Source organism: Psychrobacillus sp. 05T411, from assembly GCF_056396485.1.
In genome coordinates this window covers 221,448-244,699 of the sequence record NZ_JBFTLO010000008.1, presented here as the reverse complement: position 1 = coordinate 244,699, position 23,252 = coordinate 221,448, and the positions used below count along the sequence as shown (strand labels likewise).

Here is a 23,252-nt window from a genome sequence, read left to right as displayed (position 1 = left end):
TGGTTTCAACCTAAAACCTCAGTATATTTTTGACTGTTCCTTTGAATTCATTAACTCAAAAATTTCCATTCTTCTATTCCTTTCTAAAATAGTAATCTCTAAACGGAGAATCTTTATTTGTTCTAATTAGCTCCACAGAGATTCCCTATCCTCTCAAACTTAAAGAAAGTAAAACAAAAGTATTGTATTTCAACAACTCATTATAGTCATATTGTAACAAGTTAAGTGATTATTGAATAGTCAAAATAATAAAACCAGTATTTGTGCCCACGCTTAATAACGTCCACTTGTTTGTCAAGTGGACGTTATTTCATGCTTACCTATTTATTTTCATTGCCTATCAGAAGACCAATGCCGAGGAGATCAATAGTATGCTAAAGGTTTTTCGATTGAAACGTTCCCCCTTGTAGTTAGTTGTATTCTCTCACTTTCAAGATACAACAACATCGTAGGGACGTTATTCAAAGAAATCTGCTTTATTTATACCATCAATTATTAATTCTCCTGGAGATGATGTCGATGTAATTTTAAACTGTGAATCATTTACTTTTTCTGCCCGTATATTTACATTAGCATTTGATAGGCTACTATTTATCCGACTAATAAACGTATCAATTGTCGATAAATCTGTAGTTAATTTGATTGTTGCTGTATTTATACCATCACTGATAGTAAATATGCGATTTTTAGATAGATCTGTATCTGTTCCTTTTGCAGTTGATTGGTCAAAGAAGTAGTTCCAGTCAGGTCCTTCTAGTGAAAAGGATGCTGCAGAACCAACTTGAGCCGCACTAATTTGAAAAGTATCGTCAAATCCAAATGCCATTATTGGACGATTCATTATGCCATTTGCCCCATCTTTCCTATAATAATAATCCTGGATATGACTATCTACGACACCACCCATCGCTGCTCCCTTTGGAAAATCAGTAGAAAGTTTCCAATAAATATTAATAGGAATACGATCTTCTCCGATGACAATTGTGAAGTCTTTACGATTTCCTGTAAAATCTCCTAGAGTGACTGGTTTACTTACAAGTTTTGCTTGAGATTCATAAACAGTTGAAAAATCAAAATTAGTTAGTATTTTACTAGTAATACCCTCAGCCAATACCTTTATTGTAAATGAACCTGCCTTAATAACTTGTCCATCTTTTATTACTTGAGCTGTAACGGTAATAGGACCACCTGTCGCAATTCCTGTTACTTTAATTGTGCCTATAGGAGTTTGTGAAACTGTAGCTACAACTTCATTCTCGTCACTGGATGACAATATAAGTTCTTCACCTGTTCCAAGTACGATACTATTACTCGAATCATTCGCGGTACCGATTATGGTGATATTATTTAATCCTGTCAACTCTTTAACTTGACTGTCCTCAAAAACAAGTAGCGCTTGATCCAAAGTTATTTTTGCTTCTGTTAATTGTAAAACCGTTTTGGTAGATGCTTCATCTGCTACTAATTGCGCTGTATGAATAGCTTGCAATAAAGTATTTTTTGAACCAATAATATATTGGCCTACTTCTACGCCTTCTACTGCGTTAGTGTATAAGACAGTTGCTCCAGTAATTGCTGCATTTAATGCCGTAGCATCTCCTGCTTGTACAATTTTATCTTCAAATRTTGTGATTGCTGTTGTTAATGTTGTRGTCGCATTGTCTAAATCTGCTTGCGTTTTGTTCGCTGCATCTGTGTATACAGCTTTTGCTGCTGATATTGCCTGATTTAGTATTTGTCGATCTGCTCCCGCGGCTTGTCCAACATTTGTTCCTTCTACATGATTTGYTAAAAGTTGTTCTGCCGTAGCAATTTTCGCAGTTAATGCCGYAGCATCTCCYGCTTGTACAATTTTATCTTCAAATATTGTGATTGCTGTTGTTAATGTTGTRGTCRCATYGTYTAAATCYGCTTGCGTTTTGTTCGCTGCATCTGTGTATATAGCTTTTGCTGCTGTTATGGCTTCATTTAGTGCTTGACGATCTGCTCCCGCGGCTTGTCCAACATTTGTTCCTTCTACATGATTTGCTAAAAGTTGTTCTGCCGCTGTAATTGCTGCATTTAATGCCGTAGCATCTCCAGCTTGAACAATTTTATCTTCAAATGTCGTGATTGCTGTTGTTAATGTTGTGGTCGCATTGTCTAAATCTGCTTGCGTTTTGTTCGCTGCATCTGTGTATACAGCTTTTGCTGCTGTTATATCTTGATTTAGTGCTTGTCTATCCGTTCCCGCAGCTTGTCCAACATTTGTTCCTTCTACGTGATTTACTAAAAGTTGTTCCGCCCTTGCAATTTTCGCATTCAATGCCGTAGCATCTCCTGCTTGTACAATTTTATCTTCAAATGTTGTGATTGCTGTTGTTAATGTTGTGGTCGCATTGTCTAAATCTGCTTGCGTTTTGTTCGCTGCGTCTGTGTATACAGCTTTTGCTGCTGCTATCGCTTCATTTAGTGCTTGTCGATCTGTTCCCGCGGCTTGACCTACATTTGTTCCTTCTATGTGATTTACTAAAAGTTGTTCCGCCCTTGCAATTTTCGCATTTAATGCCGTAGCATCTCCCGCTTGTACAATTTTATCTTCAAATATTGTGGTTGCTACTGTTAAGATAGTGCTCGCGTTTTCTAAATCTGCTTGTGTTTTATTTGCTGCATCTGTGTAAATAGTTTTTGCGGTTGCGATTGCTTCAGCTAGCGAAGCTCGATTGGCTGCCGATGCTTGTCCGACATTTGTTCCTTCTACATGATTTGCTAAAAGTTGTTCTGCGGATATGATGACTTCATTTAACGCTAACCTAGTAGCAGCCTTAGTTTTTACTTGATCAATTTCTATTTTTGTTGCTAATAATGCTTGTTCAACTGCTGTTGTAGAAGTTGAATTATTAATAGCATGCTTTCCTGAATCTTTAAGTAATAAAATATTTGACCAGTCTACTTCACTAAATTCAGTTTGTTTCCCATAGGCTTCTAACTCTACAATCGCATTTACTTTTGCTAACCTTAAAGTTCGTTCAGCCGAAGATTCTGAGGGTGACGTATTACTTTCGTTGTTGCTTCCTCCGTTTGGTGGTACTATGACTGGCGATTCTGGAGTAGGAGTAGCTGGCGGAGATGCAACGGATGATTGTATTGCTTTTGCCTTTTTTACTAATTCATTTGTAAATGAAGTTGCTGATTCGTGTGACAGCTTTGCAATTAAAGATGAAATTCCTTCCATTACTTTCTTTGCTTCTTCTTGTTTTCCTTCTTTAAATAACTTTTCTGCTTCTTCCATTTTCATATATATAGTCACAGGAATCATTAATTTATTACGCTCTTCATCTGCTCTTAGTTTATATCTTTCTAGCAATAAATTCCGCGGTGCTTTCCCAGTGAAACGATATAAAATGGATGTTCTCGATTTTAATTGTGCGGATAGCTTATGGTATGCTCTTTCGACTGCTGCAAAATCATTATTCGCCTCTCCAGCGATGATTTCTTTTAACAGAGGGTCCAAATATTTCACTGCATAATTATATGCATCGATATATGGTATTAGCCCTTTTGTAATTTTCTCTTCATAAAGTGCATCTAATTCTTTCAACTTAGCAATCTTTTCCGATTCTGAAAGATTGGATGAAAGAATATCACTTCTTACTTTTTGAACGTTTTTCTTTACTCTGTTTAAAACTGGATATAGTGAAGAACTAGGTGCAATCTCGCCGTTTAAAGCTGGGTCTACATAATTCAGTGTTGCTTTTTTCATTTCCATTTTTACGGCGTCAATTGATTGTTGGATAGAAGTTGTTAGACCATAAGTAACTGTTGAAAATGTTAATATGGAAGAAGTAAGTACAGTGGCAGCAACGGTTTGTTTTAGTATCTTTCTTTTCATACATTCTCTCCTTTTAATTTTGCGTAATTGAATACTCAGAATACTAACATACTACTACGAAAGTACCAATATACGCAATGTCAATAAAATGGATTTAAGAGAATACTATGACCTTTACCCTAATAGTCCTTGAATTGTTTCTGACAGCGTTTTTAATTATTTCTAACATAGGACGCGTTACTTAACACATTGTACCTTAATTTCACTTAGGTATATGAAAATCATTATGTGTACTCACTTTGGCAAATATAATATGATTTTGTTTAATCCAGTAGTGCAAATGATATTCGTAATCAATATCCATTCTCATGGCTGTTCCAAGACGGCTTACCTTTGGACGAGCTCCTCCAGATGCAGAACTTCGAAGTGCATGCGACTTCCTAGATTCCTCATAAACTACTACATACATAGCTTTCAACAATTTCTCTATCTTTATATCCTCAATGTAAAACCCGTGTTTCTTAAAGTTTTTAAAAAAATCTTTCCCTATAGTCCATGTTCTTTTTTCTTTCTGTGTAGCATTATTATTAAAGTATATCTTAATTAGCTTTGAAAATTCTTCTGCTTTACTACTTTCTTTCCATAATTCAAAAACATTAATTTTTTTCAAGATATCACCATTAGCGGAAAACATCCTTAAATTTCCATCTATTTTGTAAGGGACATTTAATAAACCTTCATTTACTTCTATTTTAGTTACTTCACCAGTGTAGTTTAAATTTAAATCAGCTATTCCTTTTAAATATGTTTCACCATTCTCTAATTTACTAATCAAACTATATAAAAACAGGCTATCTGTTTTAAAAATTTCCTCAACTAATATTTCTTTTCCATCACTCAATACCTTTAACTCTTTCAAAATATAATTTTCCAATTGAAATAGGTTATCAATTGCATCGAATTTCAAAATAATATTATATGCCGCTTTAATATCATTAGAAGTATATTCCCCTTTTACATCAAATTCTTCAAACCATTTATTTAAATCATATACATTTAAATAATCATCTTCGTCATTTATAAGACTATATACTTTTTCTAATATTAATGGATTTAAAAAGTCATAGCATCTTAAATCCACAGTTTCTATCAAATTATCTAAATACAGCTGAAACTTATCCGAATTTAAATCTCTAGAACTTAAAACTAGACTTAATGGATCGATGAGAATATTATACATATCTATTCTCCTCGTTTCTTAGCTCTTACAGCTTTTAATATGGATAAAGCATTTAATTCCGATTCATCAAAAAAGCCTTTAGGCCATTTACCTATCGAGCCATACTCATTTATACGAATCTGGCGATATTCTGAACATCCATTTTCTCTCTCTACGAAATAAATCAAAGCGTTTTCAGTAATTGCATCCTTAGGGGAAGAAACAGCTTTGTAACGTAAACGATTTATCATGTGTTCACTATGAGTTTCAATAATACATTGTTTATCTAACTGTATCATCGTAATAAAGAAGTCTGCTAATCTAGTTTGAACCTTTGGATGCAGATGTAATTCTGGTTGTTCAAATATAAGTGTAGACTTCTTTTCTGTTAGAAGTGATGAAACCAAAATAGGTAATATTTGTGATACCCCCACTCCAACATTAGTTAAATCTACAAACTTTCCCCCCTTCTCTAATTGAATCTTTAATTTGTGTCCAAGGCTTCCATGGTCTACTGTTCTAATATCGTTGCCAATTCCCAAATAAATTACCCACTCTAAAACAGCATCAATAAGCTTTCCTTTTATTACTTCGTATTCCTTAAATTCTAATTCATTCGGCGATATATAATTTATTTCCATGTCTTTATTCATTTCTAACACCAATGAAGTAAACTCACCTTTGGAGCCTACATTTGTTGAATTGAATGCTCCTATATTAGTAGTATAGAGTGGCTTTGGTTCTTCTCTTAATGGACCTAAATATTTTACTCTATTCTGAAAATATTCTGAAATAAAATACTGATTATTTATGTCTTCATTTTTAAGCTTTGTAACGGTATATGCTGGTTCTAGATTTTCTTTAATATAATTAAGTATTTTAGCTCGTAATCCATCACTATATGATAAGTCAAAATGTTCAACGCTAAATAAAAACTCATTAATGTATTTTGCTGTTTCTAGAAGGGAATTATGATCATTAGTAAGAAGAATACGGTCGTGTATTGCCAACATCTCGTTTGATGAAATATCTACGATATTATATTTCTTCAAAAATTCAATGATTATTTCCAATATGGTTAGAAATATGGTTAGAAAATCTTGATTCTGCATCAATTCATCATAATATAGAGGTATCTGATTATCCTTATAAGTACTATATTCAACGAATATCAAATCCGTRATCATTACATTCAAATCTTTCAATGCGTATAAATCAAAGAAAATAAAACCTGTAAAATGAGCGCCAACGAATTGTTGCTTCTCTTGTTTTAACATCATGGGTTTTCCTGCAGAACCCTTGACTGATGGTAGTGGGATTTCATCTTTTAAACTTTTGACTTCCTTATGCTCTTCTGGTTCTGTATATTGCATTTCATATATATCATATTTCAATTCAGATTCATGAGATAATTTGATATTAAATAATTTTTTTTTCTCCTCTAGGCTAAAATTACTTTCTTTCACTATAATTTCATTGTAATCTTGGCTGAATAAAGGGTTTATATATGTTTTTACTTTTACCATATTGATTTTCGGATAAAATTGAGAATCTTTCTTTGAGGGTAATAAGTTAAATTTATAATCAATTTCGACATCATTCATTCTATCTTCTAACAAAGAACCGTGTAAATCACTATAATCAATATTATCTCCATTCTTGTCATAATTACCTTCATGAATTTCATAACTTTCATCTAAGATATCTGACTTAACCCCACTAAAATCTAGACCGAATCCAATAGTAATATCCTTATTTGAACCATATGATTGGATGTCATCAAAATCTCCTAGCTTTACTAATGGCCCATTCAGTAAAATTTGATTGTTTTTAAGGGGGTTCTTGAATGTTTGTACAGTTAGCAAAATACTTTGAATCACTGAACTTTTGCCAGAACTGTTTGCCCCAGTAAAAATCGTTAATGGTGATATCTGAAACTCTTTTCTATCGTATATTGATTTAAATCCTTCAATGTTCCATTTTTTTAGCATAGCTACCTCCTGAAAGTCATTTAAAATTGCATTAATAAATTTGCCGAGTTGACATCTTGTCCCGTTTAGCGGTTCTCACTTCCCCCACCCCAAACTTCTCGACCACCAGTGTGACCTGTGTTTTGATGTGTTTCTTCATTTACTAATTGAAGTACTCCTGATTGTTCATTGTGGTGCCAATCATATCCATCAGGTGTTATGCCATTAGCTAATGCTTGTAAGTCGAATTGGGATAATCCTAGTTCAGTTGCTACTTTTGGTGATTCTTGAATAGCTTGGTAAAGTGTTTCATTTGCTATTTGAAAATGTGTGTTGTCGCTTTCTGAATACATTTCTTCTGCTAAGATAATACTAAATGGAGAGTCAAACAAAGGAAAAGTACCTGCTTGCAGTTCGCCACTAGGTAATTCTATTGCTCTCTCTATGAATTGAACCCCTGTTTCGGGATGGTCTAATCCTGATAAGTGATCATTCCGAGTTTCAAGGTTATCCGCTTGCGCTATGTCAGGACCGTCTACAATATCAAAAACTCCAATTGCAAAAGCACTTACTGCTACAACTTTACCCAAGTTGCCTACACCATGAAGTATCTCTTCTCTGTCTTTATTACGTATTCCATTGAGTGTAATTCCCGTACTTTTCACTGTGTATTTAATACCCGAACCAATACCCTTAATTGTACGTCCTGTTGAGTTCTTTATATCTTCCCAACCTTGTTTTCTATGATAGGTATCTTTTTTAACGATTCCATACGCCCCTTGTATGGAGCCATCTGCAAATTGCCCCACTGAATCAACTGCATATTTCGATGCCTTAATCACACTTTGACCCAGTTCACCTACGTAACGACCAACTTTTTCGTTTTTCTTAGATACTATTTTGCTGACTAGCTTAACCCCACCTGTAGCAGTACCACCAAGAACTGTATTCGCTACTTTAGCAGCGCCACGAATTACCCCCATCAAATATACCCCACTTTTTTCTCAATTATAGGAATATTATATCACTTTTTATAATAATTAGATATTTGAGTTCATAATTGGTTACACAGGTGTAAGTGCCGCTCACATCTCCAGGTTCCTTAGACAAATGACATGCTTCACCTCCAACTCCGGAAACGATATCAAAATTAGCTGCGAAAGCACACTATGAGGTTACATATCAAGATCTTATGGTTGCCGCAGGGCATTTGGCTAGAGGAGGTGAATCGGGTGGAAATAAAAAAAATATAGTTGAGAGATACTCACCGATGAATTTAAGAATGCAGCGTGAAGAGCTAGAAAGGAAATTCAAACAAGTTATCCTGGCAGATTTATACGAAAGTCCGTTTAAATGGACTGTGGAAAAAAACAGAGGAAAGATTACCATTTCCTGACATGATACTTAATATTGATAATGAAGGATATCAAAGATGGTATTTAACATTTATGCCAGTTAATCCCGAGCGTAGACATTTTTCATTTATGAACCCAATTCACCTGTATGGGCGAATTGCAAAGTTTGAATTAAATTAAACAGATAAATTTACCATTGTAGTTAATGATGAAAAAGTATATGAGCTGTTTTTTAAAAGAGCACCTATATCGCTTAGGGCCAATATATATATAATGTTGATAGATTTAGAATGGGGTAAAATTTCAAAAGAAGAGATGTTAAATGTAAGCCCGAATTATAATAAAATAGCGCATCTTTACGGTGTGCACGACGAATGGCCAGCTATCTGAAAGTTTTTTCGGATAGCTGGCTATTTTGCACATGTGGCCTTGATATTTTTCGCCCAAGGCATATAATCATATAAAATTTTGGGCTGCTGATTAATCGGTAAATTTGGCAGCTCTTTCAAGAGCTTCACAAGGTATTAATAAAAATCGATGCCATTCGCTTTGGCCGTTTCTGCCAAACTTAAACAGATCGCATTTGCTTTCGCACCAGCTTCACTTACAGGGAAAAGCCAGTTTTTGCGTCCAATCACGTTCGGACGAATCGCATTTTCAGCTGGATTGTTATCGATTTCTATCCGTCCATCAAAAAGAAAAGCTTTTAGCCCATGTACACGATTTAATGTGTATTCGGCCGCTTTAGCTAAAGCGTTCTTTCCAAAGAAAGGTGATTCATCTACCCATTGGAGAAACTTTTCTACAATCGGCCTTGAATGTTTTTGCCTTGCTTTTCGACGTTTACCAGGCGAAAGGTGCTTAAATTGACGTTCTAAATTATAGATTTGATCACAATAATCCACACCAATCTTCCCGTTTTTGCTATCGGCTTTCAGCCAATAACGTCGAACGTGCGCCTTATCTGAGTTCTCAGATAAGGCGCATTATCCAAGAAGATTGATTATCCGAGAAGAATTACGGAATTCCTCTTAATTACTTTATTGCTTGTCTTTTTTCTCGAATAATTATGATCCTTTTATACAATGATTAAAATGTAATCATACGCAATCTTGTATGGGGGGATACCTTTGGAAAAAAGAAATCAGCCTGTCGTACAACTGACTCTTGGATTGCTAGAACAGCTTCAATTAAAATGCTATGGCAAGGAAACAATGAACAATTACCGTCGAATACTTAAAAAGCTTGCACTTTATATGCAGTAGAATGAAATACCTGCATATTCTTCCGAAATCGGAGACGCTTTTATTGAGGATTACATTTCTACCCACGAAACAAGTGTTCCTTTTCAAAAAATGATTATTACAGTATTAGGAAGATTAAGTGATTATTATAATGGAAGAAAGTACTTTCACCAACGGGAAAAATCATCTGTTAAGTTGCGGGAGAGTTATGCCATTTTGCTAGAAGATTACCAGTCATTTTGTGAACAGAATGGAAATCGCGATGGAACCATTAAAAGAAAAAGGAAATTCTGCAAAGACTTTCTGATCTTTCTGATGGAGTCGGGATGTAATGAAATAGAGGATATGAGTTTCAATCAGATGTGTAAAGCATGTTTGATGTTTCAAAATAAGGATGCATGGGCAGTTATCCGAATGTTTCTTAAACATCTTTACAAAGAAAACGTGGTTAAATTCGATTGTTCCGCCATTTTTCTTCATTATACAAGAGCATTTGTAATACCTACCACATACTCTGAGGATGAAATCCTCAGGTTTGAAAAAGCTATAGACCCATCAAGTAAAACGGGAGTTCGTGATTATGCGATGCTGCTTCTTGCTACCCGGTTGGGGATGCGTGCTGGAGATATCGCACACTTGTCTTTAGACAACATAGATTTTGAAGGAAATTCTATCCATATAATTCAAGAAAAAACCCTAAAACTGCTAGAATTACCGCTTCTCCCAGAAATAAAAGATGCTATTAAAAATGCACGTCCGACAGTTAATAACGAATGCCACATTTTTCTTCGACAGAATGCTCCCTTTCAGGGAATAACAACCTCAGCCCTTCGATTTGCAACAACGAAATATTTCCGAAAAGCGGGCATTGATATTTCAGGTAAAAAGCATGGTGTCCATACATTGAGGTCATCTCTCACCAGCTCCATGGTTAATGAACAAGTACCATATGATGTCGTACGAAAAGTGCTGGGACATACAGATCCAGACGCAATAAAGCATTATGCAAAAGTTGATATAGAGCGATTGCGGGAGTATGCAATAAAGGTGCCGGCACCTTCCGGTGTGTTCAAAGCATTTCTGAATGGAGGGTGAAGCTATGTCGGAATTTAAAAGTATCCTGAGGACTGAGCTTGCCGATTTTTTATCATTCAGAAAAGCTGTATTAAGTAATAGTGCATATGCTCATGATTGCCATTATCTTACTACCTTCGACAACTATATAACAGAATGCAATCTTCAACAGAAGTCGGTCTCTGAACCCGTAATAACCGGATGGGTAAAAAGTTTAACAGGAAAAAGCAGTTCCATTGCCAATAAGGTTATTGTTATACGTCTGTTTCTCCGATATTTAAGTAGCCTTGGAATTAAGGTTTTTATACCGCCAATCCCCAAGGTTGCAGATGATTATATTCCATATATTTTCTCTGATGAGGAACTGGAACGGATTTTTTCGCTATCTGATAATATTACCCTTTCAAAGAGCCAACCGAATCCTTTTATCCGGCTTGAGTTTCCAATGATGCTCCGAATTATGTATGGCTGTGGACTTCGCGTAGGGGAGACCCTAGCTGTGAAGATGAAGGATGTGGACCTTGATGGTGGAATTCTTACTTTAAAACATACAAAAGGAGATAAGCAAGCCTGGTCCCCAAGCACTATACATTGACTTCCATCCTAAAAAGATACTGTCTTGCAATGGGAGTGATAGGGAAACCTGAAGCATTACTGTTCCCAAGTGCAATACAGGAAGTCCCATTTTCAGTAATAGCTGCCCGAAATAAGTTCAATGTCATACTGAAATCTGCTGAGATATCAATGAAAGGAAGGGCAAAACGGGAACGTGGACCATGCCTTTAAATCCTTTGCAGAAGCTGAAAAGTCAGGGCATACTATTGACGCTTCTGTTCCCTATTTATCCATATATCTAGGGCATGACAGCTTGAAAGAAACAGAGAGATATCTGAAATTTAGTAACGAATTATATCCTGACGCTATGGAACTGTTTGAGGAATACGCATTGCAGGTTTTCCTGGAGGTGGCTTATGAAGAATAAAGCATCTGATTTTTTAAATCTTCTTGACGCTTTTATTACTACCTATCTTCCGTGTTCTGTAGGTGACAGTCCCAATACAGTTAAATCCTATAAATATGCATTTCGCCTACTCATTGAATTCATGTACAAGGAAAATGGAATTGATGCTGACAAAATAACCTTTGACAAGCTAGATTATATAACGTTAACGGATTTTTTTACATGGATTGGATCTTTGCGTGGCTGCAGTGCATCTACTAAAAACCAACGGTTGTCTGCAATAGCATCTTTTTCTGCTTATGCACAAAACCGAGACTTTGCTGCGGCTTCTGTTTTCAGGAATAGCGTGAATAAAATTCCTGTGAAGAAAACCCAACATAAGCAAAGAGTAATTCTTTCTTGTCAGGAGGTCACGATACTTTTAGCACTTCCTAATGAAAATCGGGTAATTGGTCTTAGAAATAAAATCTTGCTCAGTCTTATGTATGCAAGTGGAGCCCGTGCACAGGAAATATGTGATTTTACGGTGGGAAAACTTCAGTTTCATCAAAAAGGTGCTACGCTAAATATTAGGGGGAAAGGCGGAAAGAGCCGCCGTATCGGAATTCCTGCCGCCTGTGCTCAATATACTGCTTCAGCAGTATATTGAGCACAGGAAAATCAGCGGAAAACCAGAAAGACATATATTTTCAAGTCAAACACATGAGTAGATGAGCGTTTCTTACATAGAAGAGATATTCAAAAAGTACGTAACTATTGCAAAAAAAGAAAACCCAGCTATATTTACTGCCGGTAGTTATCCACCTCATTCTATGAGACATACAACTGCCAGCCTTATGCTTGAAGCAGGGGTCTCCTTGGTTGAGATTAAGAACTTTTTAGGTCATGCCTCTTTGAAGTCGACTGAGATTTATGCCGAAATTTCTCAAGATACGGTGAACAAACATTTAAAGGAATGGAATGAAAAATGGTTCCCAAACAATGTAGAGGAAAGAAAAACTTCTCAGAAGTCAAATAGAATTCCAGATTTTCTAGATTGGAAACAAAAAACTCTACAAATGATTATACGAGAAAAAAAAGAAGAATTGCTGTATTTTTAAGGCACACAACAATTCTTCTCGGATAATCGATCTTCTTGGATAATGCGCCCAACAGTTGGCGAATTTGATACTAGGTAGATTTCCGTATGCTGAATAGCCATCACAAATCACGGTTCCTCTAAAGCCTGCTGTAAAATCTTCCAATACTGCACGGCCTCTGGACAAGGCACTTTGGAAAAGAACGATGATGGGACCTTGGCTTGGTACACTTCGGAAAACCCAGTTGTAAGCGTTGGATTGACCGGATTTCCCGTCAGATTGTTTAATAATTTGTGCATTGGTCTCGTCCACATGTAGAATCGATTTTGCAGTTAATATCTCCTTCATCAATTCATAAACTGGTAAAAGCCAATCCTCTGCTACACGGATAACCCAGTTCGATAAGTTCTTATCATTTGTAAGGAGACCATATCGTTCCCATTCCTTTACCTGGCGGTAAAGAGGTAAGTATTAAATAAGTTTATCATAAATGAGTTTTGCTAAAACGGTAGGTCCTGCAATACTTCGTTGAATTGCACCTTGTGGTGCTTTTCCACGTTTCATCTGTGCTTTTTGAGCGGTATCTTTTTACAATACCTACACTTGTAAGCGTGTTCAATATGCTGGATGCGCACCATTTTTGCAGGAATGAATTTTGCTTCTTCACGCGCTACTGTTGTACCTACTTCCGTCATTTGACCGAGGCAACAGTCGCATTGAGCGTTAGCGGGATGATGGTGAATTTCTTCAATTTCAATGCCATCTTGAAACGAATCATTTCGCTTTTTCTTCGATAATTTACGGACGACGGTATAACTAATTGTTTCCGTGCTTTGTTCTTCTGTCTGCTCAGAATCGCTAAAAGACGGATCGTCTTCAAATAAAGAGCACTGTCCGTCTGGTGCTTGATACTTTGACTTCTCAGATTTGGAGCCGTATAAAGCTTTTGTTAATTGGTGAATTTGTTCAGTCAACGCTTCGATTCGTTTCAATAAATCCTTGTTTTGTTTAGATAAATCTCCATTTTGTTGTGTCATATACGTTAGTTGTTCTTCCATAAGTTGAATTATTTTTTCAATTTTATTAGAAGCGTTTCCCAAATCACTCACCACATTTCCGTTCAGTTTCATCTACAGATGATTATAACATTCAGAAGGAGGTGTTTAAAAGATACCTTTTGCAGATTTTGCAATCGCTTTTGGTTGTTGTAGAGATAATCCTTCTAATAGCCAGCGAAGCTCCTGCTGTGAAAGGTTGCGTACTTCGATTTCATTCTTTGGCCATTGTRGTTTTCCGTTATCTAGGCGTTTATAAAGCATGGCGAAGCCATCCCCATCAAAATACAAACATTTATAACGGTCTTTGCTCGTGCCAGAAAATAAGAAGATTGAATCGCTATATGTGTCCAATTCAAAAGAATCTTGAATGAGTGTGGCGAGACCATCAATACCTTTTCGCATATCCGTTTTGCCACAAATAATATAGATGTTTTGCACGCTCGTAAAATCATGCTTCATCGATTGTTCAGCTCCTTCATGATCGTTCGAATGATATGCTCATCTACGCCATGGAAGAAGGAGATTTCCGTACTATCTGTTTTAATGATGCAACTTGGTCCTGATAAATGTTGTTGCGAGGTTGTTAATGAAAGTTCATCCTTGATAGGGTTTAGTGTCACAGGGACAATTGTTAGTTTTGTAATTAGCATAAGAAAAGCACCTCCTTCATTTGATATCTCTATAGTACCGGAGGTGCGTGGGGGTTTAAATGCGCTATTTGATTACGGGCTTACGTTAAATAAATATAAAATAGAATAACGATGGAAAAAATTAAGAAGGAAAATAATACTTCCAACACAAATGAGCCCGCCAAGCCAATTAGACTCAGCGGGTATATTTCCTACTCTTTATAATTATAATTCTTCTCAAAACGCCAAGCATCTCGGCACATAGCGATTATATCACGTTTAGCTTTCCAGCCCAGTTCACGTTCCGCTTTTGAAGCATCTGCGTAGCATAATGCAATATCACCTGGTCTTCTATCAACTATTTCATAAGGGACTTCAATATCATTAGCTTCTTCAAAAGCTTTTACCAATTCTAGTACACTAGTACCTTTCCCGCTTCCCAAATTATAAACATGGACACCTTCAGTTAAATTTTCCAATGCAGCAACATGGCCCTCAGCAAGGTCTACAACATGAATGTAATCGCGAACTCCGGTACCATCCACCGTAGGGTAGTCATTTCCAAACACACGTAATTTCTCACGTTTACCTTTTGCTACTTGAGTTACGTATGGCATAAGGTTATTAGGAATTCCGTTAGGTGCCTCACCAATTAAACCACTCTCATGAGCTCCTACAGGATTGAAATATCGAAGGATTGAAACTGATAAAGAAGGGTTTGCATTTGCTATATCAGTAAGAATCCGCTCACTCATGGCTTTCGTTTCACCATAAGGATTAGTCGTTGGTAAGAGATCCATTGTTTCTACAAAAGGTACTTTATTATCTCCATACACTGTTGCAGATGAGCTAAAGACAAATCGATTGACACCATATTTTTGACAAACTTTTGTTAGAACCATTGTACTTACGATGTTGTTGTAATAATATTCCAGAGGCTTTTCTACTGATTCACCAACTGCTTTAAGACCAGCAAAATGAATAACTCCATCAATCTTGTAATTTCTGAAAATAATATCAACAGCTTCTTCATCTGTTGCATCAATCTCGTAAAAAGTTACTTCCTTATCAGCTATATCCATGATTTTCATAAAAGTCTCACGCTTACTGTTGGAAAGCTTATCAACTATAATGACTGAATGCCCTGCTTCCAACAAAGCAACACAAGTGTGTGATCCTAAATATCCAGCTCCGCCAGTTACTAGTATGTTCAGAATAAAAACCTCCTTTCCTATTTCACCTAGGTAATAACCCTTTAACGATATACTAGTCTCTACTAAACAAATCCCGAGTATAAACTTTATCCTCTACTTCACGTAGATCATCTGATAGACGGTTCGCTACAATTACATCTGAAACTCTCTTAAATTCTTCAAAGTCGTTTATTACTTTCGAATTAAAGAATGTCTCTTCTTGAAGAGCGGGCTCATATACAACCACTTCTATACCCTTAGCCTTAATACGCTTCATGACACCTTGAATAGCAGATTGTCTAAAGTTATCAGAGTCCATTTTCATGGTAAGTCTATAGATACCTACAATCTTAGGATTCTTCTTAATAATCATTTCTGCAACATGGTCTTTTCTTGTTCTATTTGCATCTACAATAGCTGTCATTATATTATTTGGAACATCCTCATAATTGGCCAATAACTGTTTTGTATCTTTAGGCAGACAGTATCCACCATAACCGAAGGATGGATTATTATAGTGATTTCCAATTCGTGGGTCTAGACCCACTCCATCAATAATTTGCTTACTGTCTAATCCTCTCACCTCTGCATAAGAATCGAGCTCATTAAAAAATGCGACTCTCATCGCAAGGAAGGTGTTAGCAAATAGTTTAATGGCTTCAGCTTCAGTTGAATTTGTAAATAAAACAGGAATATCTTCTTTAATAGCTCCTTGAACTAGCAAATCGGAGAATACCTGAGCTCTATCAGATTGTTCACCAACAATTATACGGGAGGGATATAGGTTGTCATACAAAGCCTTCCCTTCACGTAAAAATTCAGGTGAGAAAATAATATTATTTGTTTCAAACTTCTCTTTTACTTTTTCAGTATAACCAACTGGGACAGTGGACTTGATTACCATTACTGCATCTGGATTAATGGATAGTACATTAGCAATAACAGCCTCAACAGTTCTAGTATTAAAATAGTTTTTTTCAGGGTCATAATTTGTCGGTGTTGAAATAATGACATACTCTGCATCCTTATATGCTTTATAATTGTCGGTTGTTGCAGTTAATTTTAATTCCTTTTTTGCAAAGTATTCTTCAATCCCATTATCAAGGATAGGGGATCTTTTACTATTAATCATATCAACTTTGTCTTGAATAATATCCAGTGCAATTACTTCATTATGCTGAGCTAATAATATCGCATTCGATAACCCTACATAGCCTGTACCAGCTATTGTTATTTTCATTTTTTATACATCTCCAGTCGTTTAATTTTCTATGATTCTTATAGAATGAAAAATCGGTATTAGAGAGGCATGTACTAGATGTTTGAATTAACTTAGTCACTAACAACTAATAAGTTACAAATAAGTAATAGTCTATTATCCAAATAGACATCACCTATTCCTCTAAGTGTTTTTATTCGGTAAATCATTGCCTTTTATCAATTGTTGTATAAATAGTACTAGCTTGAGACACCTTGAGTAAAGTTACGTTAACAACAAATAGCATTAGTAAGATTCTTAAAAAATTTGCTATTAAAATAGCATAAACAAACCCAAAAAGTTCATAGGTAATCATACCAAAGTAGCCTAATATTAAATATAGTAAGAAGTATGTTACTTGAATTATTAATTGCCATTTTGCATGACAGTATCTTAATAAGGTTGGCTGGATTGTATTTCCTAAAATGAATAAAATAGCGGCTAAATTACCCACATAGAAAAAAGGTAATGCACTATTAACAAGTGAAGGATAAAGCACTTTTGTTATAGGAATCCCAACTAAAAGGATTAAAATATATATAATACAAGATACCAAAGTAAATAGACCAGTACGTTTATAAAATTGCCTTACGGTCATCAGTTCTTCTTTTACATAGTAGGTAAGTAAAACACCAGCAATTGGATTCAGCAAAATGCCTGCTGATTTCCCTATAAATGAAGCAACAGTATACACTGAAACTTGTTCTGCTCCAAGGAATGGATATATAAAAAAACGATCCATATACATCAGTAAATTTGAAAAAACGGCAGCCATCATGATGAATGTGAATTTAACTAAACTTTTTTTAAAAAGAATAGTGATTTGAAATTTATCATGGATAATCTTCGAAGYATAATAAATATATATACATGCAAATAGCTCCCCAAAAACAAACACGAATACCCAAAACCCTGTATACTTTACGATAACTAGTCCAACTATATATCCGATAAAACCCCATATATTTGAATAGAGTATTTTTTTATAATTTATTATTATCCTGAAGCTAGCAGAATAATAAGAACGAAATAGTATTAGAATTGTTATAACTATACAGCCAATAACAGTTATATCAAGCCTTTTCAATAAGACAATAGATATACAGCCTGTAATAATCGCTCCTACTAATAAAAGACATAAAAAAATAAGATTATAATCACCGTTTGTTCTTCTTTTATCATATTCTGGCTGAAGTAATATTCTAGTATTATTCAAAGAGTTCCCTAACGAAACACCTACAGCATTGACCATACCCATAAGCGTTAATATTATTCCATATTCCGCAATAGTAAATTTTAGAGCTAAATACGGATAAACTAATACCTGTACTACAAGTGTTAGAATTAATGAGGCAATAATATTTAATATAGAATCTTTTAAAATTCCTTTTCTAAAAGAAAATTGCATCACTTTAACCTCATCCATTAAGTTATTAAATTACCTATTGAATATTAGATTTCCCCTTGCCTATGCTAGAATTAAACAAAAGGAGCAAAATAATCATTAATCCCATTCCTCCCGTAAGAAAAGCTGTTAGAAGAGAATTGTCATTAATTACGAACATCATGTAGCTAAAAGACGCAACTACGAGATAATTGGGTATTCTTCTAGTCAGTGAGTCAATAATATAAAGAACTAGTGCCAACAAAATGGCAAAAAAGAGCATAGCTATAAAACCACCATTAGCAAAAGCATCTGAAAATATTCCAGTATTAGAATTTGATTCTGCATCCTGAAAATACTTCGCAATTACAAAAGGAACTGGTCGATCAAAAGGACTTTCAATAGAAAAGATTTTCCCTATAAGCCCATCTGCAAAAAACATCTTATCTCTATTTACAAAAAAATCATAATATTGGAATTGTATTTGTGCTGGTACGAAAATCATTCTAAACGGAATACTATTCAATAGATCATTTGAGAGCCTAAGTACATCCAAAAGATAGGACACTATAACTATTCCAGTAAAGCCTAAAGTGAAATCACGTTCGAATTTGTGTTTTTTCATTACCATTACAACCATGATTAACATACCTATCGAAAATAAATATGCTTTAAAACCAAAACTTAAATATAATAGTAATTGAAGTATTAACACAAGAAATTGTTTCCTGCGATTTTTTTTATAAATAAAATATGCGAAAAAAAACGGACAAAATACTTTGGCACACCAGTTTAATAAATATCCTAGAACACCAGAAAAACTAGCCTCAGAACGTATTTCGTATATTGAACTAAGATCTAGTGCCCGAAAATCAATCCCGCCTCGCTGTATTATCATGAATAGCGTAATTAGTAAATATAATATGAAAATGATGTTTAATAGTGAATTTGCAGATTTAATTTCTTCGAAAATATTTACTGGCCTTATTTTTAAAAATAAAGAAATTATTAAAGAAGATATAGCAATAAATGTGGTATAGACTAGACTCTGATTATTTAACCAATAATAGGAAAACGTAGGTATTACCAAAAATAGTATAAATATCAAATACAAATATGTTGAGGGCCTTGACTTGTCTTTTGGAAAGAATATTATTATTAAACTTAAAAATAATAACGATATCCAAAAGGCAGAAAAATTCATATTTAAGGTCAAACCAGTATAACTGTATATTGGCGATATACTAATAATATAGACAAGTTCAATTACAACTTTATAGATAAATAAATATATAAATAATTTGTAACCATTAATCTTAAATTCATTGGTGTCTTTTAGCATTAGAATATTTGTTCCCCCCTATCTATAAGATTTCATTGTCATTTAAAACAAAGTTAGTAAAGAGGGAATTATTAAGTCAAGTTCAATTAAAATTAACGCTTTTGATGATTACATTAATTAATAGAATTTATCAATATAACCACTTTCTATCCATTATGTAGATACCCTATACTTTCTAACTTTCTTGCATACTTTTTATTGCAATATTTTCATATGAGAATTCAGCCACTCCATATTTTTCCGCACTATTTTTCATATTTATATATAATGATTGATTATTAATAATTTCATTTATACTGTTTCCTATTTCCTCAACAGTGTCATGATATATAAATTTGCAATTTCCTCCTACATCAACATGAGTAGTCCCTTCCCAGTATTTAAATACACAAGGTAGTCCTATTCCGATTGCTTGTTCCCATAGAACAGAATGTCTTCCTGGAAATACTGCCAAATCCGCAGAAGCAAAATACCTATAACTGTCATCGGTAGAAACCCAGCCAACATAAATTATTTTCTCTCCATCAACTAGCGCATTGAATTCATCCTTTATTTCATTAGACACAGATCCAAAAATAATTAACTTTATATTCTTTTTTTCAATTTCCTTTACTGCCTGCATTAATAGTAATGTTTGTTTTTTTGCACTATCAATCTTTCCACCAGTTATTATTAAAAAATCGTCTGATTTGACTAAATGTTTCTCTCTTATATCCTTTTTAGTTAGATTATTTTTATCGACTATAACTTTATCATTATCTGCACCTAAAACTAACAATTCTATTTTTTCCTCAGGTACCTTATAAACCTCTTTAAGAAAACTTACTCTTGCTGGTAAGACACCATAAAATTTGCTTGTGTATGGTTCAATCATTTTCCCACAATATCTCCAAATAACGCCGTGTAAAATCTCCCTTGAAATCCAATTTGTTGCACTATTAGAGAAATCAGCGTGATTATCTACATATACTTTTACTCTTTTATTTTGTTTTAAATACTTTACAACAACTTTAATATCTAAAAACTGTATACCATGAATAAATAAAATGTCAGGTTTCTCTTTACTTATTGTTTCATACAAATTTTTATATCTTTTAAATTTTGATTGTACAGTTGAACCATATTTTGATTTAAGTCTAATAGTTTTTATGCCATATTCATTATAGTAGATAAACCTATTATCAAGATCTAGTTCCCCCTTTTCATTCCATATATATTTCGAAGTAATAACACTAACTTCATATCCAATTTTTTTATGATACTTTGGAAGTAAATTGTCCTGATAAGAAAAATTATCTGTTACAGGTCCACAAAGGCATATATGTGTAATTTTCATAATTAATCAGCTACCCTATTGTATAAATTTATATAATCTCTAAATCTGTCATTTTTATTATATAATCGCTTTGTGCGTTCTAAACAGCTATTAAAATAATTCGTCTTTCCTTTATCCTTTACTAATCTAATCTTTTCAAGCAAATCAACTAAATTACCTTTTTCAACAATATAACCACATTTTTCATCAATAATTTCAACACTTCCACCTGTATTAAACGTAATAACTGGCACTCCACAAGCTAAAGACTCAATATTAGTTGTTGGAAAATTATCTTCTAAAGTGGGATTAACAAAAACATCAGCTGTTGAATAAATCTCAGCTAATTCCTGAATATTATTTGTTCTAGTTATACCTATTATATTGGGTGGTATTTTTTTTAGCTGTTTTTCGCCTAATCCTACTAAAACAATTACTTCATCTTTATCTAGTTTCTTTGATAAATCAATAAAATAATTATAACCTTTCCTTTCTCCCCAAACGTTTGCAATTCCTAAAATAATAAACTTATTTTTAATGTTATACTTTTCTCTAAATTCGCTTTGGGTAGGTTTAAATATCTCTAAATCAATACCATTATTAATTATCTTTATTGGATATTCACTCAAAAAGGATTGCCTCGCCAATATAGCTAGCCAGTTAGATGGAGTAACTAATGTCAAGTTCCTTACCTCTGTAAATGCCCTTTTCTTTCTCTCAAAATTATTCCTTGAGTTATTTATTAACAAGCTGGAAGGATAATTTCGCTTTTGAATACACTTATGACTTCCGCCAATTTTCCAGCAATCACACCCTACATATTCAAAATTAGTACAGTGCCCGGTAAATGGCCAGCAATCATGTAAAGTCCAGATAACAGGTTTATTGGATTCCTTCAAGTATTCAAATAATAATTCAACATTTATATAATAACCATGAATGTTATGCAAATGTATAACATCAGGATCAAGCTCTTTTACCGTACTAATAAACTCCTTAGTAGCTTTTCTTGAGCCAAAACCATGCTGGTCTAAGAATCTTGTTTTAGCAACATGTAGGTAATTATCAAGCTTATTGCTTATCCGTATTGTCTTGTCACAATACAAAGGATTACCTCTTCCAAATGCAATATTACTTTCATGATCATTTTCAGTCAAAATTGCATGTATATCGGTTGCAATTCGTCCAGTACTACCAACACCACAAACAGAGTTAATTTGTAAAACCCTCACTTTATTTCCCCCACACAACCCTATTTATATAATCGGTATAAGAAAGTATTATCCTCAATACTTTCTCAGACACATTCGGCATACTATAATCTGCAACATATCTCAAGGTATTTTTATCTTGAGACTCTAATATCTCAAGCCCTTGTAATATTCTTTCTTTTCCTAAGCCGACCATCATAACCGATGCTTCTTCCATCGCCTCTGGCCGTTCATGAGTTTGTCTAATATTAAGTGCTCTAAACCCAAGAATAGAAGACTCTTCATTTATAGTACCACTATCACTAAGTACTGCTTTAGCTTTTATCTGAAGCTTAACGTAATCATTAAATCCTAAAGGTTTCAATGTTTTTACCAATGGATTAAACTCAATCCCTTTTGCATTGATCATATTTTGAGTTCTAGGATGCGTACTTATAATAATAGGCATCCCATATTTTTCTGCAATCGCATTTAAACTCTCAACTATATTCAAAAAATTGGTTTCAGAATTAATATTTTCTTCCCTATGTGCAGACGCCACAAAATATTTATCCTCTTCAAGTCCTAATCTATTTAACACATCCGATTTTTCAATATCATCTATTCTTGAGTTTAATACTTCATACATAGGACTTCCCGTCTTTATTATTCTATCTGCTGGCAAGCCTTCTCTTAATAAATATTCTCTTGCAATATCACTATAAGTTAAATTAATATCAGCTGTATGATCGACGATTTTTCTGTTTGTTTCTTCTGGCACTCTTTGATCAAAACATCTATTTCCCGCTTCCATATGAAAAATCGGAATATGTCTTCTTTTTGCTGCTATAGCACATAAACAACTATTTGTATCTCCTAATACTAAAAATGCCTCCGGCAGTACTTCTTCTAAGATAGGATCAATCTTAATAAGAATATTTCCTACTGTTTCAATTGCTGTTCCAGTTGCTGCATTCAAAAAGTAATCGGGTTTTCTTAAATTAAAATCTTTAAAAAACACTTCATTTAATTCATAATCATAGTTCTGACCCGTATGAACTAATATATGTTCAATTGCATTTGATTCTTCCAATTTATTTATCACAGCAGATAGTCTTATAATCTCAGGTCTGGTACCTACAACTGTCATTACTTTTAATTTCTTCATCA

Annotated in this window: 17 protein-coding genes and 2 pseudogenes; 4 read left to right on the top strand and 15 right to left on the bottom strand. The window is 34.2% G+C overall.

The genetic code is table 11. The features are described 5' to 3' along the window. Nucleotides 1-457: 457 nt before the first annotated feature. The 5 genes and pseudogenes from AC1DFT_RS09010 to AC1DFT_RS08990 all read right to left on the bottom strand — a co-directional run. Complete coding sequence (locus AC1DFT_RS09010; RefSeq protein ID WP_477918848.1) at nucleotides 458-3,871, bottom strand: hypothetical protein; 3,414 nt, start codon at nucleotides 3,869-3,871, stop codon at nucleotides 458-460. Nucleotides 3,872-4,073: 202 nt separating this feature from the next. Further along, nucleotides 4,074-5,051: a hypothetical protein gene (locus AC1DFT_RS09005; protein WP_477918847.1), complete on the bottom strand. Its 978-nt coding sequence runs from the start codon at nucleotides 5,049-5,051 to the stop codon at nucleotides 4,074-4,076. A 2-nt stretch (nucleotides 5,052-5,053) separates the two neighbouring features. Next, the gene (locus AC1DFT_RS09000; protein ID WP_477918846.1) at nucleotides 5,054-7,021 is read right to left on the bottom strand and encodes an AAA family ATPase; all 1,968 of its coding nucleotides are present in this window, start codon (nucleotides 7,019-7,021) and stop codon (nucleotides 5,054-5,056) included. 65 nt (nucleotides 7,022-7,086) lie between these two features. Then, nucleotides 7,087-7,983, bottom strand: coding sequence for an HNH endonuclease (locus AC1DFT_RS08995; protein ID WP_477918845.1), 897 nt, complete (start codon nucleotides 7,981-7,983; stop codon nucleotides 7,087-7,089). 782 nt (nucleotides 7,984-8,765) lie between these two features. After that, nucleotides 8,766-9,314: pseudogene (locus AC1DFT_RS08990) on the bottom strand (IS66 family transposase); the annotation flags it as partial. 396 nt (nucleotides 9,315-9,710) lie between these two features. Between AC1DFT_RS08990 and AC1DFT_RS08985 the strand changes: the two are divergent. The 4 genes from AC1DFT_RS08985 to AC1DFT_RS08970 all read left to right on the top strand — a co-directional run bounded on the left by AC1DFT_RS08985 (nucleotide 9,711) and on the right by AC1DFT_RS08970 (nucleotide 12,734). After that, nucleotides 9,711-10,694 carry a tyrosine-type recombinase/integrase gene (locus AC1DFT_RS08985; protein ID WP_477918844.1) on the top strand — a complete coding sequence of 328 codons (984 nt, stop codon included), beginning with the start codon at nucleotides 9,711-9,713 and terminating at the stop codon, nucleotides 10,692-10,694. A 4-nt stretch (nucleotides 10,695-10,698) separates the two neighbouring features. Further along, a complete protein-coding gene (locus AC1DFT_RS08980) occupies nucleotides 10,699-11,268 on the top strand; it encodes a tyrosine-type recombinase/integrase (protein ID WP_477918843.1) in 570 nt (189 codons plus the stop codon). Nucleotides 11,269-11,644: 376 nt separating this feature from the next. After that, on the top strand, nucleotides 11,645-12,283 hold the full coding sequence (locus tag AC1DFT_RS08975; RefSeq protein ID WP_477918842.1) for a tyrosine-type recombinase/integrase: 639 nt from the start codon (nucleotides 11,645-11,647) through the stop codon (nucleotides 12,281-12,283). Nucleotides 12,284-12,344: 61 nt separating this feature from the next. Continuing rightward, nucleotides 12,345-12,734 (top strand): tyrosine-type recombinase/integrase, encoded by a 390-nt coding sequence (locus AC1DFT_RS08970; RefSeq protein ID WP_477918841.1) that lies wholly within the window; start codon nucleotides 12,345-12,347, stop codon nucleotides 12,732-12,734. A gap of 33 nt (nucleotides 12,735-12,767) precedes the next feature. Here AC1DFT_RS08970 and tnpC read toward each other — a convergent pair. From tnpC to wecB, 10 genes and pseudogenes are all read right to left on the bottom strand, one after another. Next, a pseudogene (gene tnpC / locus AC1DFT_RS08965) lies at nucleotides 12,768-13,813 on the bottom strand (IS66 family transposase); the annotation flags it as partial. A gap of 63 nt (nucleotides 13,814-13,876) precedes the next feature. Continuing rightward, entirely contained in the window at nucleotides 13,877-14,230 is a 354-nt protein-coding gene (gene tnpB, locus AC1DFT_RS08960) for an IS66 family insertion sequence element accessory protein TnpB (RefSeq protein WP_477918840.1), read from the bottom strand. Beyond that, nucleotides 14,227-14,421 carry a hypothetical protein gene (locus AC1DFT_RS08955; protein WP_477918839.1) on the bottom strand — a complete coding sequence of 65 codons (195 nt, stop codon included), beginning with the start codon at nucleotides 14,419-14,421 and terminating at the stop codon, nucleotides 14,227-14,229. Before AC1DFT_RS08955 ends, tnpB begins: the two co-directional genes overlap by 4 nt. A gap of 191 nt (nucleotides 14,422-14,612) precedes the next feature. Continuing rightward, nucleotides 14,613-15,614 carry a UDP-glucose 4-epimerase GalE gene (gene galE / locus AC1DFT_RS08950; protein ID WP_477918902.1) on the bottom strand — a complete coding sequence of 334 codons (1,002 nt, stop codon included), beginning with the start codon at nucleotides 15,612-15,614 and terminating at the stop codon, nucleotides 14,613-14,615. 52 nt (nucleotides 15,615-15,666) lie between these two features. Further along, nucleotides 15,667-16,833 carry a nucleotide sugar dehydrogenase gene (locus AC1DFT_RS08945; protein WP_477918838.1) on the bottom strand — a complete coding sequence of 389 codons (1,167 nt, stop codon included), beginning with the start codon at nucleotides 16,831-16,833 and terminating at the stop codon, nucleotides 15,667-15,669. Between the two features lie 184 nt (nucleotides 16,834-17,017). Continuing rightward, nucleotides 17,018-18,259, bottom strand: a complete 1,242-nt coding sequence (locus AC1DFT_RS08940) for a lipopolysaccharide biosynthesis protein (RefSeq protein ID WP_477918837.1) — start codon at nucleotides 18,257-18,259, stop codon at nucleotides 17,018-17,020. A 34-nt stretch (nucleotides 18,260-18,293) separates the two neighbouring features. After that, entirely contained in the window at nucleotides 18,294-18,950 is a 657-nt protein-coding gene (locus tag AC1DFT_RS08935) for a hypothetical protein (RefSeq protein WP_477918836.1), read from the bottom strand. An 802-nt stretch (nucleotides 18,951-19,752) separates the two neighbouring features. Then, complete coding sequence (locus AC1DFT_RS08930; protein WP_477918835.1) at nucleotides 19,753-20,913, bottom strand: glycosyltransferase family 4 protein; 1,161 nt, start codon at nucleotides 20,911-20,913, stop codon at nucleotides 19,753-19,755. A 2-nt stretch (nucleotides 20,914-20,915) separates the two neighbouring features. After that, nucleotides 20,916-22,124 (bottom strand): glycosyltransferase, encoded by a 1,209-nt coding sequence (locus AC1DFT_RS08925; RefSeq protein WP_477918834.1) that lies wholly within the window; start codon nucleotides 22,122-22,124, stop codon nucleotides 20,916-20,918. A 1-nt stretch (nucleotide 22,125) separates the two neighbouring features. Then, a complete protein-coding gene (gene wecB, locus AC1DFT_RS08920; protein ID WP_477918833.1) occupies nucleotides 22,126-23,250 on the bottom strand; it encodes a non-hydrolyzing UDP-N-acetylglucosamine 2-epimerase in 1,125 nt (374 codons plus the stop codon). Nucleotides 23,251-23,252: the final 2 nt, after the last annotated feature.

Excerpts from the sequence above, each read along its gene's own strand:
- AC1DFT_RS09005 (WP_477918847.1), bottom strand. The coding sequence starts at position 5,051 with ATGTATAATATTCTCATCGATCCATTAAGTCTAGTTTTAAGTTCTAGA.
- AC1DFT_RS08975 (WP_477918842.1), top strand. The coding sequence starts at position 11,645 with ATGAAGAATAAAGCATCTGATTTTTTAAATCTTCTTGACGCTTTTATT.
- AC1DFT_RS08970 (WP_477918841.1), top strand. The coding sequence starts at position 12,345 with ATGAGCGTTTCTTACATAGAAGAGATATTCAAAAAGTACGTAACTATT.
- AC1DFT_RS08980 (WP_477918843.1), top strand. The coding sequence starts at position 10,699 with ATGTCGGAATTTAAAAGTATCCTGAGGACTGAGCTTGCCGATTTTTTA.
- AC1DFT_RS08945 (WP_477918838.1), bottom strand. The coding sequence starts at position 16,833 with ATGAAAATAACAATAGCTGGTACAGGCTATGTAGGGTTATCGAATGCG.
- AC1DFT_RS08930 (WP_477918835.1), bottom strand. The coding sequence starts at position 20,913 with ATGAAAATTACACATATATGCCTTTGTGGACCTGTAACAGATAATTTT.
- AC1DFT_RS08955 (WP_477918839.1), bottom strand. The coding sequence starts at position 14,421 with ATGCTAATTACAAAACTAACAATTGTCCCTGTGACACTAAACCCTATC.
- AC1DFT_RS08985 (WP_477918844.1), top strand. The coding sequence starts at position 9,711 with ATGATTATTACAGTATTAGGAAGATTAAGTGATTATTATAATGGAAGA.
- wecB (WP_477918833.1), bottom strand. The coding sequence starts at position 23,250 with ATGAAGAAATTAAAAGTAATGACAGTTGTAGGTACCAGACCTGAGATT.
- AC1DFT_RS08995 (WP_477918845.1), bottom strand. The coding sequence starts at position 7,983 with ATGGGGGTAATTCGTGGCGCTGCTAAAGTAGCGAATACAGTTCTTGGT.